14 protein-coding genes are annotated in these 12787 nt (G+C 72.1%); 4 read left to right on the plus strand and 10 right to left on the minus strand.

Annotated elements, in window-relative coordinates; genetic code table 11:
* Window positions 1-4: 4 nt before the first annotated feature.
* From ACIOHP_RS21650 to ACIOHP_RS21665, 4 genes are all read left to right on the plus strand, one after another.
* Window positions 5-1003 carry an ABC transporter substrate-binding protein gene (locus ACIOHP_RS21650; protein ID WP_401889740.1) on the plus strand — a complete coding sequence of 333 codons (999 nt, stop codon included), beginning with the start codon at window positions 5-7 and terminating at the stop codon, window positions 1001-1003.
* On the plus strand, window positions 1000-2106 hold the full coding sequence (locus tag ACIOHP_RS21655; RefSeq protein WP_401889743.1) for an acyl-CoA dehydrogenase family protein: 1107 nt from the start codon (window positions 1000-1002) through the stop codon (window positions 2104-2106). The genes ACIOHP_RS21650 and ACIOHP_RS21655 overlap by 4 nt, the downstream gene beginning before the upstream one ends.
* Window positions 2103-3479, plus strand: coding sequence for an FAD-linked oxidase C-terminal domain-containing protein (locus ACIOHP_RS21660; protein WP_361544024.1), 1377 nt, complete (start codon window positions 2103-2105; stop codon window positions 3477-3479). Before ACIOHP_RS21655 ends, ACIOHP_RS21660 begins: the two co-directional genes overlap by 4 nt.
* Before the next feature lie 85 nt (window positions 3480-3564).
* Window positions 3565-4551 carry an AraC family transcriptional regulator gene (locus ACIOHP_RS21665; protein ID WP_401889746.1) on the plus strand — a complete coding sequence of 329 codons (987 nt, stop codon included), beginning with the start codon at window positions 3565-3567 and terminating at the stop codon, window positions 4549-4551.
* Between the two features lie 165 nt (window positions 4552-4716).
* Here the strand turns inward: ACIOHP_RS21665 and ACIOHP_RS21670 are convergent, their stop codons facing one another.
* The 10 genes from ACIOHP_RS21670 to ACIOHP_RS21715 all read right to left on the minus strand — a co-directional run bounded on the left by ACIOHP_RS21670 (window position 4717) and on the right by ACIOHP_RS21715 (window position 12719).
* On the minus strand, window positions 4717-5124 hold the full coding sequence (locus tag ACIOHP_RS21670; protein ID WP_361489205.1) for an SseB family protein: 408 nt from the start codon (window positions 5122-5124) through the stop codon (window positions 4717-4719).
* 107 nt (window positions 5125-5231) lie between these two features.
* Window positions 5232-5570 carry a hypothetical protein gene (locus ACIOHP_RS21675; protein WP_401889749.1) on the minus strand — a complete coding sequence of 113 codons (339 nt, stop codon included), beginning with the start codon at window positions 5568-5570 and terminating at the stop codon, window positions 5232-5234.
* The gene (locus tag ACIOHP_RS21680) at window positions 5567-5992 is read right to left on the minus strand and encodes a hypothetical protein (RefSeq protein ID WP_401889752.1); all 426 of its coding nucleotides are present in this window, start codon (window positions 5990-5992) and stop codon (window positions 5567-5569) included. The genes ACIOHP_RS21675 and ACIOHP_RS21680 overlap by 4 nt, the downstream gene beginning before the upstream one ends.
* A gap of 249 nt (window positions 5993-6241) precedes the next feature.
* Entirely contained in the window at window positions 6242-6901 is a 660-nt protein-coding gene (locus tag ACIOHP_RS21685) for a hypothetical protein (RefSeq protein ID WP_401889754.1), read from the minus strand.
* A 7-nt stretch (window positions 6902-6908) separates the two neighbouring features.
* Window positions 6909-7457 carry an isochorismatase family protein gene (locus ACIOHP_RS21690; protein ID WP_401889756.1) on the minus strand — a complete coding sequence of 183 codons (549 nt, stop codon included), beginning with the start codon at window positions 7455-7457 and terminating at the stop codon, window positions 6909-6911.
* Window positions 7454-8944, minus strand: coding sequence for a purine-cytosine permease family protein (locus tag ACIOHP_RS21695; protein WP_401889759.1), 1491 nt, complete (start codon window positions 8942-8944; stop codon window positions 7454-7456). The genes ACIOHP_RS21690 and ACIOHP_RS21695 overlap by 4 nt, the downstream gene beginning before the upstream one ends.
* Window positions 8945-9023: 79 nt before the next feature.
* Complete coding sequence (locus tag ACIOHP_RS21700; protein WP_401889762.1) at window positions 9024-9497, minus strand: hypothetical protein; 474 nt, start codon at window positions 9495-9497, stop codon at window positions 9024-9026.
* A gap of 47 nt (window positions 9498-9544) precedes the next feature.
* Window positions 9545-9997: a (2Fe-2S)-binding protein gene (locus ACIOHP_RS21705; protein ID WP_361543994.1), complete on the minus strand. Its 453-nt coding sequence runs from the start codon at window positions 9995-9997 to the stop codon at window positions 9545-9547.
* A gap of 10 nt (window positions 9998-10007) precedes the next feature.
* Window positions 10008-12065: a molybdopterin cofactor-binding domain-containing protein gene (locus ACIOHP_RS21710; RefSeq protein WP_401890060.1), complete on the minus strand. Its 2058-nt coding sequence runs from the start codon at window positions 12063-12065 to the stop codon at window positions 10008-10010.
* Window positions 12066-12212: 147 nt separating this feature from the next.
* Window positions 12213-12719, minus strand: coding sequence for a MarR family transcriptional regulator (locus ACIOHP_RS21715; protein ID WP_361543991.1), 507 nt, complete (start codon window positions 12717-12719; stop codon window positions 12213-12215).
* Window positions 12720-12787 lie beyond the last annotated feature (68 nt).

Genomic DNA, 12787 nt, shown 5'->3' on the forward strand with positions numbered 1-12787 from the left:
GCCCGTGTTGTTCCGCCGTACCCTGCGCTCGTCCGCCGCCCTGCTCGCCCTGCTGCTCCCGTTCGCCGCGGCCTGCGGAGGCGACGCCCAGGCCGACTCACCCGCCGACGTCACCCTCAGAGTCGGTTCCACCGGATGGAAGACCGAGGAGGCCGTGCTCAAGTACGCCGGCCTCGACGACACCCCCTACAACGTCAAGTGGAGCCTCTTCCAGGGCGGTGACCAGCAGCTCCAGGCCATCCGCGCCGGAGCCCTCGACCTCGCCTCCTCCAGCGAGATCCCCCCGGTCTTCGCCGCCGCCGACGGCACTCCGAACTTCAAGGTCGTCGCCGTGCAGCGCGGCGCCACCCTCAACCAGGAGGTCGTCGTCCCCAAGGGTTCGAAGGTGACCGGCATCGCCGGCCTGAAGGGCAAGAAGGTCGGCTACGTCCAGAACACCACCGCCCACTACTTCCTGTACGAGCTGCTCAAGCAGGCGGGCCTGAAGTGGTCCGACATCGACGCCAAGCCCTTGCTGCCCAACGACGGGCTGGCCGCCCTCAACGGCGGCGGCATCGACGCCTTCGCCTCCTACGGCACCTCGGTCATCACCGCCCACCAGCAGGGCGCCACGACCGTCGGCTCGGGCAAGGACATCCTGTCGGGCAACTTCCTCTGGTCGGCCCGCGACAGCGTGCTGGAGAGTCCCGAGGAGACGGCGGCGGCCGCCGATCTGATCGCCCGGATCACCAAGGCGTACGCCTACGTCCGTGACGGGCACCTCGACGGTTTCGCCGAGGTCACCGCCGACGCCACCCACCAGCCGCTCGCCCAGGCGAGGAAGGACCTCGTCGCCGCACAGACCCAGCGACCGACCGAGGCCCGGACCGTCGGAGACGACGCCATCGCCTCGCAGCAGAGGGTGGCCGACGTGTTCACCGAACTCGGAGCGCTGAAGTCGACGTTGGACGTGAAGTCGTTCTGGAGTGCCGCTCTGAACGCCGAACTGAAGAAGGCCCTGTGACCGAGCGCATCGCCGAACTCGCCGCCGCGTACGACCGGTCGGGGGCCTTCCCCGCCGAGTCCCTGCGCCTCGCGCACGAGGCCGGACTGCTCACCGCCACCGTCGGGGAGCGCTACGGCGGCCGCGGCGCGGGCGTGCGGGAGACCGCGCGGATCCTGCACCGGCTCGGGCAGGGTGATCCCTCCGTCGCCCTGATCGCGGCGATGACGCTCACCAACCACGCCCGCCAGGCCGCGCAGCCGCACTGGCCGGAGGAGCTGTACGCGCGCGTGGTCAAGGAGTCATTCGCACGTCCCGTTCTCGTCAACCACGCGCGCGTGGAGCCCGACCTGGGCTCCCCCGCGCGGGGCGGACTGCCCGCCACCCAGGCCCGGCGCACCGCCGACGGCTGGGCGGTCAGCGGCACCAAGCGCTTCGTGACCGGCGCGGAGGGGCTGGACTGGTTCCTGGTGTGGGCGACGACCGACGAACCCGAGCCGCGCGTGGGCACGTTCCTGGTGCCCGGCGGATCACCCGGCATCGAGATCGCCGGGAACTGGGACCCGTTGGGGCTGCGGGCGAGCGGCAGTCACGACGTGACGTTCGACGAGGTGGAGATCCCGTACGAACACGTCGTCGGGCTCGGTCCGCACGGCCGGGCCGCCGAGCAGGACAACCGGGCGGGCGCGGCGCTCCATCTCCCGCTGGCCGCGCTCTACTTGGGCGTCGCCCGGGCCGCGCAGGCCTTCTTCCACACGTTCGCCCACACGCGCGTGCCCGCCAACCTCGGTCATCCGGTGGCCCGTACGGAACGCTTCCGGCGGACCGCCGGGGAGATCGAGGTGCTGCTGGCCGCCGCCGAGCAGCTGGTGTTCGACGGTGCCGCCAAGCTCGACGCCGGCGACACGTCGTACACCCCGGAACAGGCCCTCGGCGCGCGCGTACTGGCCGACCGGCACGGGGTACGGGCCGTCGAGCTGGCGGTGCGGCTGCTGGGGAACCCGGGGCTGGCCCGGGGCAACCCCCTGGAGCGGCACTTCCGCGACATCCAGTGCGCCCCGGTGCACGCGCCCCAGGCGGACATCTCCCTGCTCGCCATCGGAACGAAGGCACTCGACCTGTGACCGCAGCCCCGGAGACCACCGTCTCCGCCCAGCTCCTCGGCCTGCTCGCCCGCGATCTGCCGCCCGACCGGCTCACCACCGACCCGGCCGTGCTCGCCGCGCACGCCACCGACCGCTCCGGTGCGGGGCCCGACGGTGAGCCGCTCGCCGTCGTCCACGCGCGGCGGACGCAGGACGTGACCGTCACGCTCCGGCACGCGCACGCCCTGCGGGTCCCCGTGGTGCCGCGCGGCGCGGGCACCGGCCTATCGGGAGGGGCGACGGCGGGCGAGGGCTCCCTGGTCCTGGACCTGTCCGGGATGAACCGCATCCTGGAGCTCTCGGCGGACGACCAGCTCGCCGTCGTCGAACCCGGCGTGATCACCGCCGAGCTGGACCGGGCGGCCGGTGCGCACGGACTGCGGTACGCACCCGATCCGGCGAGCGCGGCCCTGTCCACCCTCGGCGGCAACATCGCGACCAACGCGGGCGGACTGCGGTGCGCCAAGTACGGGGTGACCCGGGACAGCGTGCTCGGCCTGGAGGCGGTGCTGGCCGACGGGACGGTGGTGCGCACCGGCCGCCGTACGGTCAAGGGCGTCACCGGCTACGACCTCACCGCGCTGCTCACCGGCTCCGAGGGCACGCTCGCGGTCATCACCTCGGCCACCCTGCGGCTGCGGCCCGTTCCGGTGGCCACCGCCACGCTCGCCGCCTACTTCGCCACCTTCGAGGCGGCCGCCGAGGCGTCGTACGCCATCGGCCGGGCGGGCGTCGAGCCCGCGCTCGCCGAACTGGTCGACGGGCCCGTGCTGGAGGCCGTCGATCCGGCGCTGCGGGAACGCGGGGCGGCGCTGCTGGTGGTGCAGTGCGACGGCGCGGGCGCCGCGGCCGAGGCGGCGACGGTCGCGCGGCTGCTCGCACCACTGGCCGTCACCGTCGAGACGACCGAGGACCCCGCCGAGGCCGAGGTGCTGCTGGCGGCCCGGCGCGGGGCTCTCCCCGCGCTGGAGCGGCTGGGCAGGCCGCTGATCGAGGACATCGCGGTGCCGCGCTCCCGGCTGGCCGAGGCCGTGCGGGAGATCCGGGCGATCTCCGCGCGCCATGACGTGCCGGTGTTCACCATCGCGCACGCGGCGGACGGCAATCTGCACCCGATCATCGTCGTGGACCCGTCCCTGGACCGGCTTCCGGAGGCGGCCTGGGAGGCTGCGGGTGAGATCTTCGCGCTGGCGCTGCGGCTCGGCGGGACGCTGACCGGCGAGCACGGGGTGGGAACCCTGAAGCGGCAGTGGGTGGCCGACGAGCTGGGACCCGCCGCGCACGGACTGCAGCGGCGGTTGAAGGAGGTGTTCGATCCTCGCGGAATCCTCAATCCTGGGAAGAGCCTGTGACGAACCGGAAGAGACCGGGGCATGCCCCTCCCGCGCACGGCCATGCTGAAGGCGAGCATCCCGTGCAGGAGGGGGAGACCTCGCCGTGGCCGTTCAGCGGGACCGGACCGCAGAATTCAGCAGCTACGCGACACGATCCCTGGAGGCGACGCACGACGCGCTCGCGGCGCACTACTACGACATGCGCCTGAGTCTCGTGGGAGCCGCCGAGGACTTGTCGACCCGCCTGAGCGTGCTCGACCTCGGATCGCTCACCGTGGGCGAGGTCAGTTTCGGCACCGAGATCCGCACCGGCTTCGCCGCGCCGGGCGCCTACCACGTGGCCGTGCCGGTGAGCGGCTGTTTCAGCGTCCAGCAGGGGCGCGGGGACGTCGTGTTCGCGACGACGGGCAACGCCGTGTTCTTCGATCCCGCCCAGTACGTCCGTATCGACGCCTGGTCGCCCCAGTGCCGGGCCCTGACCGTGAAGATGGACAAGCAGGCCCTGCACCGGGCTCTGGAGGCCCGGCTCGACCGGCAGCTGTCCCGTCCGCCTGTCTTCGGGCCGTCCGTCGACGTGCTGAGAGGGCCCGGCCGCAGCTGGGCGCAGCTCGCCATGTGGAGTCTGCTGGACAACGACACCTCGCTCGGGCTGCTGCGCCGTCCGCTCATCCGCGGCCGCGTCGAGCAGATCCTGCTCGAAGGGCTGCTGCTGGCGACCGACCACACCTACCGCCAGGAACTTCAGGCCTCCGCGCCACCCATGCGGCCCGCCGCGGTCAAGCGGGTCATGGACGTCATCCAGGAGCGGCCCGCCGACACGTACGACGCCGCCCGTCTGGCCCGGATCGCGCAGGTGAGCCTGCGGACCCTGCAGGAGGCGTTCCGCAGTCACGTCGGCATGTCGCCGATGGCGTACGTGTACGACGTCCGCCTGCAGCGGGCGCACGACCAGCTGCGGGTCTCGGCGCCGGGGTCCACGACCGTGTCCGCCGTGGCGCACCGGTGGGGGTTCGTCCATCTGGGCCGGTTCGCGCGGCGCTACCGTGACCGGTTCGGCGAGGCTCCCTCGCACACGCTGCGCGGCGTGTGACGTGATCCGCCCCGATCCGCCGCGTTTTGCGGACAGTCGCCGCGTATCGCGGAGCGACGGGACCGCCGGTGCGGTCCTATCGTCGGGGCACGTCGATCGTGGGCGTCAGGGGAGGAACGGAGTCGGCGCCGCTCCTCCCCCCACCGCCTGTACGTACCGGCCGAGTCACCCGTACGACCGGCCCAGCAGCGTCCGCACCCCCTCCGAGGACAGGGTGAGCGGGTGCTCGGAGGCGGCGTCGATGGTGAGCGCCAGATCGTCCGTCGGCCACTCCGAGGCGAGCGCGCCCAGCGGCACCAGCCGGTAGCGCGAGACGTAGGGCAGCAGTCCGGCCAGTTCGGACTCCGACGTGAACACGGGCACCACCGGCGCTCCGCCGGGCTGCTCGATCACGGGAAGCGCCACCGCCGTGGGATCGGCGGCGTCCTCGTCGCTGGCGTCGTCGGGCACGGGGACGAGGACATCGCTGCTCGCGAGCCTGTCCAGCGCCACCGTGTCCTCGGTGTTCTCGGCGAGCGCGTCCAGCGCCCGCCGGGCCGGTGTGGTGGAGTTGTCGTTCGCGGGTGTCTGCATGACGAATCCCCTGGTAGCGGCGGTCTTGCGGTCGGCCCGGGGCGTACTCGGCCCCGGGGGCGGCCCTGCTCGCGTACCCGATCCGGACGCGAGCATTCCCCTGGGCTTCAGGGGATCCAGGGGATGAGCGCGATGTGCTCCGAGGGCGGCCCCAGCCGGTCGCAGCCGACCCGGCGGAACAGCGGCTCGGCCATGCTCGGGCCGACATGGGTCCAGTAGGTGGCCGCGTCCCGCAAGTAGCACTGCATCCGCTCGCCGTCGCGCGCGTGCCGGGAGCCGGCTGTGCGGAAGAGGGTGCTCTGGAACGCGTCCCAGGCCATACGGCCGGCGTTCAGGAACATCAGCGCGAGCCGGTTGTCCTCCGCGACGGTGAACGGGGCCTCGCCGGCGACGTTGCGACGGCAGGTCTCCGTCCAGTCGGCGGCGGCGTATCCGGTGCCGATCATGACGGCGGCCGGTTCACCGTGGTAGAAGCTCGGCGCCCCATACTGGCCGCGCAGGTGCGGTACGCCGGTATGCGGGCCTGCTCCATGCGGACGGTGTTGGAGCCGCTGCCGCGCGGGGCGACGAACAGCAGCGGGGGTCCGGGCGGGTCACCCGCGCTCAGGGTCTGTCCGACGTACTGCGTGGAGTAGGGGGCGCCCGAGGAGTAGGGCCAGGTGCCGTCGAGGACGACGTGCCCGTCGCCGCCGGGCCGCGCGACACCGACGGGCGCGACCGTGGAGGCCGCCCGGAAGTCGCCGTCGGTGCCGAAGATCTCGTCCTGCGCCCGCTCCTCGAAGAACCCGGCGACCTGGAGGACGTGGGCCGAGGTGAGGGACAGGGCCCAGCCGGTGGAGAGGCAGCCGCGGGCGACCTCGGTGACCACCCGGTAGACCGTTCGGTCTCCGGCTGTCGTTCGAGCAGGACGGGCCGCAGCCGCACGGCCCGTTCGACGAGTTCTGCTCCGGTGAGCGCGGATTCGGGAGCGGCGATCACGGTGCCTCCTGACGTGTGGGGACGTCCGTACGTGTCGCGACAGGAGTGATGGAACACGGCGGCCGCCGCTCCTGTACCCACCGGATAGCGCCAACTACGCCGGAGACGAAGGCGGAGACATCACGGTGGCGGGCGGGGATCAGGAGGGCTGGAGTCGCCGTCCCTCGGGAGTGAAGGTGAAGCTCTCGCGGAACGGTCCGTCGCCGAAGCGCACGGCCCACAGCACCGGTTCCGGATACGCCCGGTCCCCCACGGAGGTGTCCTCGTCCAGGCGTCCGTTCCAGAGGTGGAAGAAGACGATCGGCCGGTCGGGGTCCTCGCTGACGTAGCCGAGTGTCTTGCCGTAGCGCGGGTCGTCGTCGCCGAGCAGCACCGAGGGCGCACCGAACTCGGCGAGGACATCCGACCGCACCCGGTCGTCCCCGGCCCACTGACGGGCGCTGTCGAGAAGGGCCTGGTGCGTTCGGGCGTCCAGGAGCCGGTCCGTCTCGAGCCAGCCACGACGGTGGGCGAACTCCGCGTGCACCGAGGCCATGCCGGACGAGTCGTCGCCCCGGATCAGGTCGCGGAACGCGCCCCTGACGCCGATGGCGGTCCACGCACCGCTCTCCCGCAGCCGTTCCGAAGCCTCGGCCCAGGCGTCGGGTCGCCCTTCCGTGAACAGCAGGTGCCGGTACAGCAGCACAAGCCCCAACTCGCCCCCGTACCCCTCGGGGTACCGCAGGGCGCGGTTCAACTGCCGGACCAGATACGCGTGGATCTCATCGGCGGTCACGACCGGCCCGGGAGCAGCGGTCATCCCCGTCTCACCCATCCCCTTCGAGAAGCTCCGCGACCGTGCTCACCCGGATCAGGGGCCGGTACAGGTCCATCACGTACAGCGCCTTGGTGTGCGAGTCGTCGTCGGCGCCCGCGCACGCGTCGGCGACGACCACGACCTCCGCTCCGGCATCGGCGGCCGCGAGTGCCGTGGACAGCACGCAGCAGTCGGTGCTGACGCCTGCGAGGACCAGACGGCCCTCCGGGCCCACGAGGGCGGCGAGTTCGGGGGTCCATTTGCCGAAGGTCGGGGCGTCCAGAACGTGGTGCGCCGGGTCGGCGAACTCGTCCGTCAGCCGCCACAGCGGCGCGTCAGGGGGTTGCAGGGCGAAGGGCCACTGCTTGTAGTACCCCTTCCAGGCGCCGGTGGGTTCGTCCGGGGCCAGGAAGCGGGTGAAGGTGACCCGGTCCTCGAAGGCCGGCAGCAGACGTCGTACACCTTCGGCGGCCTGCGCGAATCGCGGCGTGGCCCAGGGGCTGTCCGGGTCGGCGAAGACGTGCTGCATGTCGATGACGGTCAGTCGGCCGGTCGTCATACGGCGGGTACCTCCGCCGGGCTCGGGTCCCGCGCCTCCTGCTCCCTCACGTGGCCGCGGCGCAGCGCGAGGGTGCCGAGGAAGCCGAGGGCGAGGGCCACGAGGACGCCGAGGTTGGCGTAAGCCCAGGAGCCCGACTTGCCGCCGAGGCCCAGCGAGTCGAGGAGGTAGCCCTGCCACTCCAGCCAGCTCGCGGCCGAGTTGGTGACCAGGCCCCAGCCGAGCGCGGTGGCGGCGAGGGTGAGGAGCAGCGGGGTGAGGGCGAGGTCGCCGTAGCGGCCGTGCGGGCGGTAGAGGTCGCCCTCGTCGTAGTCGCGGCGGCGCAGCAGCAGGTCGGCGAGCATGATGCCGCACCAGGCGGCGATGGGGACGCCGAGGGTGGTGAGGAAGCCCATGAACTGGCCGAGGAAGTCGTCGGCGAAGAAGACGATGTAGATGGCGCCCGCGATCATCAGGACGCCGTCGACGAGTGCGGCCAGGTAGCGGGGGATCCTGATGCCCGCCGACAGCAGGGCGAGTCCGGACGAGTAGATGTCGAGGACCGCGCCGCCGACCAGGCCGAGTACGGCGACGACGGCGAACGGGACGAGGAACCAGGTGGGCAGGATCGTGGTCAGCGCGCCGATGGGGTCGGCGGCGACGGCTTCGTTGAGGGTGCTGGAGGACCCGGCGAGCAGCAGCCCGAAGACCAGCAGCAGGAGCGGGGCCACGGAGGCGCCGAAGGTGGTCCAGCCGATCACACCGCGGCTGGACGAGGTGCGGGGCAGATAGCGGGAGTAGTCGGCGGCGGCGTTGACCCAGCCGAGACCGAAGCCGGTCATCATGAAGACGAGCGCGCCGATGAACTCCTGGGCGGAGCCCGCCGGGACGGCGCTGACGGTGCTCCAGTGGATGTGGTCCGCGACCAGGGCGATGTAGACGATCGTGAGCACGCCCGTGACCACGGTGATCACGGTCTGGAGCCGCATGATCAGGTCGAAGCCCATCACTCCGCCGACGACGGTGAGCCCGGCGACCACGATCAGGGCGACCACCTGTGTCCCGGTGCCGCCGCCCCAGCCGAGCCGGCCGAAGACGGTCGCGGTGGCCATGGTGGCGAGGGCGCACAGCACGGTCTCCCAGCCGACGGTGAGGACCCAGGAGATCACCGAGGGGAGACGGTTGCCGCGCACCCCGTAGGCGGCCCGGCTGAGGACCATCGTCGGGGCCGAGCCGCGTTTGCCGGCTACGGCGACGAAGCCGCACAGCAGGAAGGAGAAGACGATGCCGATGACCCCGGCGACCAGCGCCTGCCAGAAGGAGATGCCGAAGCCGAGCACGAAGGCGCCGTAACTCAGGCCCAGCACGGAGACGTTGGCGCCGAACCAGGGCCAGAACAGGGTCCGGGGTGTGCCCTTGCGCTCGGCGTCGCCGATCACGTCGAGGCCGTGCGTCTCCACCTGGAGCTGTCCGGCTCTGTGGTCGAGGGAGTCCTGGGCGTCCGTCATCGTCGTCCTCCCTGTCCGTACATGTCGAGGTGACGCTAAGTGGGTGGCACCGGGGCGTCAAGCACCCCGGTGGCCCGCGTCACCTCGCCCAGAAGGGCAGCGGCGGGCAGGTGTTGGCGCAGGTGTAGCCGCCGGGCATCAGCAGGCCCGCGTCGTCCTCGTTGTTCTCGCCGCCCGCGAACCAGACCTCGGGCACCCAGCCCCAACGGCCGTTGTCCGCCAGGGTGCTGCCCCACCAGTGGTTCTCGGCGGATCCGTCACGGAAGGTCTCGCCGTTCATCTCGGTGACGAACCAGTTGGCGGCGCCGCCCTGTTCGAGGTGGCCGACGACGGCGGCGCCGGGCGAGCGGCTCGCGTACACCGGCACATGGCCGCGGGTGAGGTTGCAGAACCTGACCTGTGTGCGCGGCCAGAGGCGGCCGCTCAGGGGGTCGGTCAGGTCCCTGGTGGCGGGGCTGTGGCAGGGGACGTTGTCGGTGGCGTGGGCGGCGGGGGCGACGAGGCCCGCGAGTCCGGCGAACACCAGGGCGGCCGTGGTGAGTCCGCGCTTCATGTGGATCATGCAACCGGAACGACCGCGTCCTGGGATTGGTCACGAGGTCAGGCGTCCGCCGCCTTCTTGATCGCCTCGCGGATGCGGGAGTACGTGCCGCAGCGGCAGACGTTCTCGATGCGGTCGATGTCGGCGTCGGTGGGCTGGGACGTCTTCGTCAGCAGAGCGGCGGCGGCCATGATCTGGCCGGGCTGGCAGAAGCCGCACTGGGAGACGTCGCACTCCAGCCAGGCCTGCTGGACGGGGTGCAGGGTGTCGCCGTCGGCGAGGCCCTCGATGGTGGTGACGTTCCGCTCCGCGCAGTCCGCGACGGGCACGACACAGGGCTGTATCTCCTCACCGTCGAGGTGGCTGGTGCAGGCGCGGCAGACACCGACGCCACAGCCGTACTTGGGGCCGGTGACGTGCAGCAGATCGCGCAGTACCCACAGCAGGGGCATGTCGGCGGGGGCCTCGACGGTGACGGGCTTGCCGTTGAGGACGAAGGAGTGGGACGGCATCGGCACCTTCTCAGAAGTCGATCGGAAAGCGGCGGGGCTTGGTACCGGTCGCGCGGGCGTACGCGTTCGCGACGGCGCCGGCCGCCGCCGGGACGCCGAGTTCGCCCGCCCCGCCCGGTTCCCCGCCCGTGGGCAGGATGTGCGCCTCGAAGTGGAGCGGGGCGTGCCGCTGACGGGCGTAGCGGAAGTCGGCGTAGCTGTCCTCGCGGACAGCGCCCTTGTCGATGTGGAGGCCGGCCCGCAGGACCGTGGAGATGCCGTCGATCGCCGTGCCCATGAGCTGGGCCTCCAGGCCGCGCGGGTTGACGGCCGTGCCGACGTCGGCGGCCATGACCACCTTGGTCACCCGGGGGTTCTCGGGATCGGTGGCGTCGATCTCGACCAGGCAGGCCACACAGGAGCCGTACTCCTCGTGGACGGCCACCCCCTGGGCCTGCCCCGCGGGCATGGTGCGGCCCCAGTGTCCGGCGGTCGCGACCTTGTCGAGCACGGCCTTGACGGTCTTGCTCCTGAGTGTCGTACGACGGAAGGCGACGGGGTCCTTGGCCAGGGCCCGGGCGATCTCGTCGACGACGATCTCCTCGGCCGTCCGCACGGTCCCGGAGTCGACGGAACGCCAGGCGCCGAGGGGTATCGCGGCCAGCTCGACCGAGCCCGAATCCCCGGACAGCTTTCCGAAGTTGTAGAGGCCACTGTCGCTGGGCAGGGGCGCGGCCGCGCGGAAGGAGGCGGTGGTGATCCCGCTGTACGACTCGCTCACCGAGGCCGTCGCGTGGGCGAAGGCCACGACTCTGCCCTGCGCGTGGCTGACCCGGATCCGGTGCTGGGAGGCCGGGCGCATCCGGCCGTGCCGGATGTCGTCGGCGCGGCTCCACATCAGCTTCACCGGGCGGCCCGCCGCCTTGGAGATGAGGGCTGCCTCGATCGCCGCGTCGTGGTTCAGCCGGCGTCCGAACGAGCCCCCGCCTCGCACCACATGGACCTTGACGGCGGACCCGGGCAGCCCGACCGCCTGGGCGATGCTGTCGCGCGCGTCCATGGGTGACTGGGAGGAGAACCAGATCTCGGCGCGGCGGGCCCGTACGTCGGCGACGGCGGTCAGCACCTCCATCGGGGCGTGGCTGACGAACGCGAACTCGAACCGGGCCTCGACCTGCGTCGATCCGCGCGGCGGGCTGCCGAGCGCGGGGACGGCGGCCTTGAGCCGGGAGCGGATCTGGGTATCGGACACCCCCGCGAGCGGGCCCGCCTTCCAGGTGATCTTCAGGGCGTCCCGGGCCTTGAAGGCGTGGTGGAAGGAGTCCGCGACGACGGCGACTCCCCCGGCGACTCTGACGATGTCGAGGACTCCGGGCAGGGCACGGGCCGCGCGGTCGTCGACCGAGACGATCTTCCCGCCGAGGGTGGGCGGCCGGGCCACCACGGTCGGCTTCGCCCCGGCGGCCGTCAGGTCCCCGGTGTACCGGGCGCGGCCGGTGACGATGTCCCGTGCGTCGATCCGGGTCGTCGGCTTCCCGATCACCCGGTGCCGGGATGCCGGTTTGGGCTTGCTGGACACGCGCGGTCGGCGTATCCGTGCGGCGGTCTCGGTCAGTGATCCGAAGGTGGCCTTGCGTCCGTCCGGGGCGACGACCATGGTGTCCCGGGTTCGCAGCACCCGTGGGGGCAGGCGCCAGCGCTGGGCGGCCGCGGTGATCAGGCGGGCGCGTGCCGTGGCGGCGAGGTTGCGGGCGGGGCCGTAGAGCGAACTCACCGAGCTGGAGCCGCCGGTGAACTGGTTGCCCCGGCTGCGGGCGTCGGCGAGCGGGATGTCGACGTCGACGAGGCGGGCGTCGAGCTCCTCGGCGATCATCATGGCGACCGCGGTGGTGACACCCTGGCCGACCTCGACGCGCGGCAGCCGTACGACGACCTTGTTCTCGCGGGTGACCTCCAGGACGAGCATCTCGTCGTCGGTGCCGGTCACGACGGTGTCGGAGCGCGCGGGTGTGACTCCTTCCGCCTGCGAGGCGTCGCAGCCGAGGGGGGCGGCGACGGTGAGGGTGGACGCGGCGAGTGTGTAGACCATGAATCTGCGGCGGGACAGCTCTGCCAACGCGCACTCCTCTGTGGACGGCCTGTGTGCCTGATAGGAGGGCGTGGAGGGGGGTGAGGTTGCGTGCGTCCCGCGGTCGGTTCCTGGGCAAGTGGGCGGGGCGGCCCGTGGCTTGAGCCCCTACCGGCGACGCCAGGGCAGGACCGTCGGGTCGGTCTCCGCGGCCTCCGCCCGGTGCAGCGCGTCGCTCACCGCTTCCCCGATCTCCGCGAGCTGACGTACCTGCTCGGGGGTGAGCGCGTCGAAGACGGCCCGGCGCACGGCCTCCACATGGCCGGGCGCGATCTCCTCCAGCAGGGCCTGCCCCGCGTCCGTCAGCACCGCGAGCTGCCCGCGTCCGTCCGCCGGATCCTCGCGCCGGTCCACGAGACCGGTCTCGCGCAGCCGGTTCACGGCATGGGTGAGCCGGCTGCGGGTGATCTTGAGGCGCTGGGCGAGCTCGGACATGCCGAGGGCGTGGTCGGGCGCCGACGAGAGGCGGGCCAGCAGGCTGTAGTCGGCGTGCGTCATGCCGGCGTCACGCCGCAGCTGGCGGTTCAGATGGTCGTTGAGCAGCGTGGAGAAGTCGATGTAGGCCAGCCAGGCCCGTCGTTCCTCGGCGTTGAGCCAACGTGGCGTCGCGGACATGGTCACACCTTACCGGGCTTTCGTTTGAAGTTTCAAACGCTGCACGGGTGCCGGCACGGCCATATGAG

Origin of the sequence: Streptomyces sp. NPDC087859 (assembly GCF_044742595.1) — a bacterium.
Classification (GTDB): Bacteria; Actinomycetota; Actinomycetes; order Streptomycetales; family Streptomycetaceae; genus Streptomyces; species Streptomyces canus_F.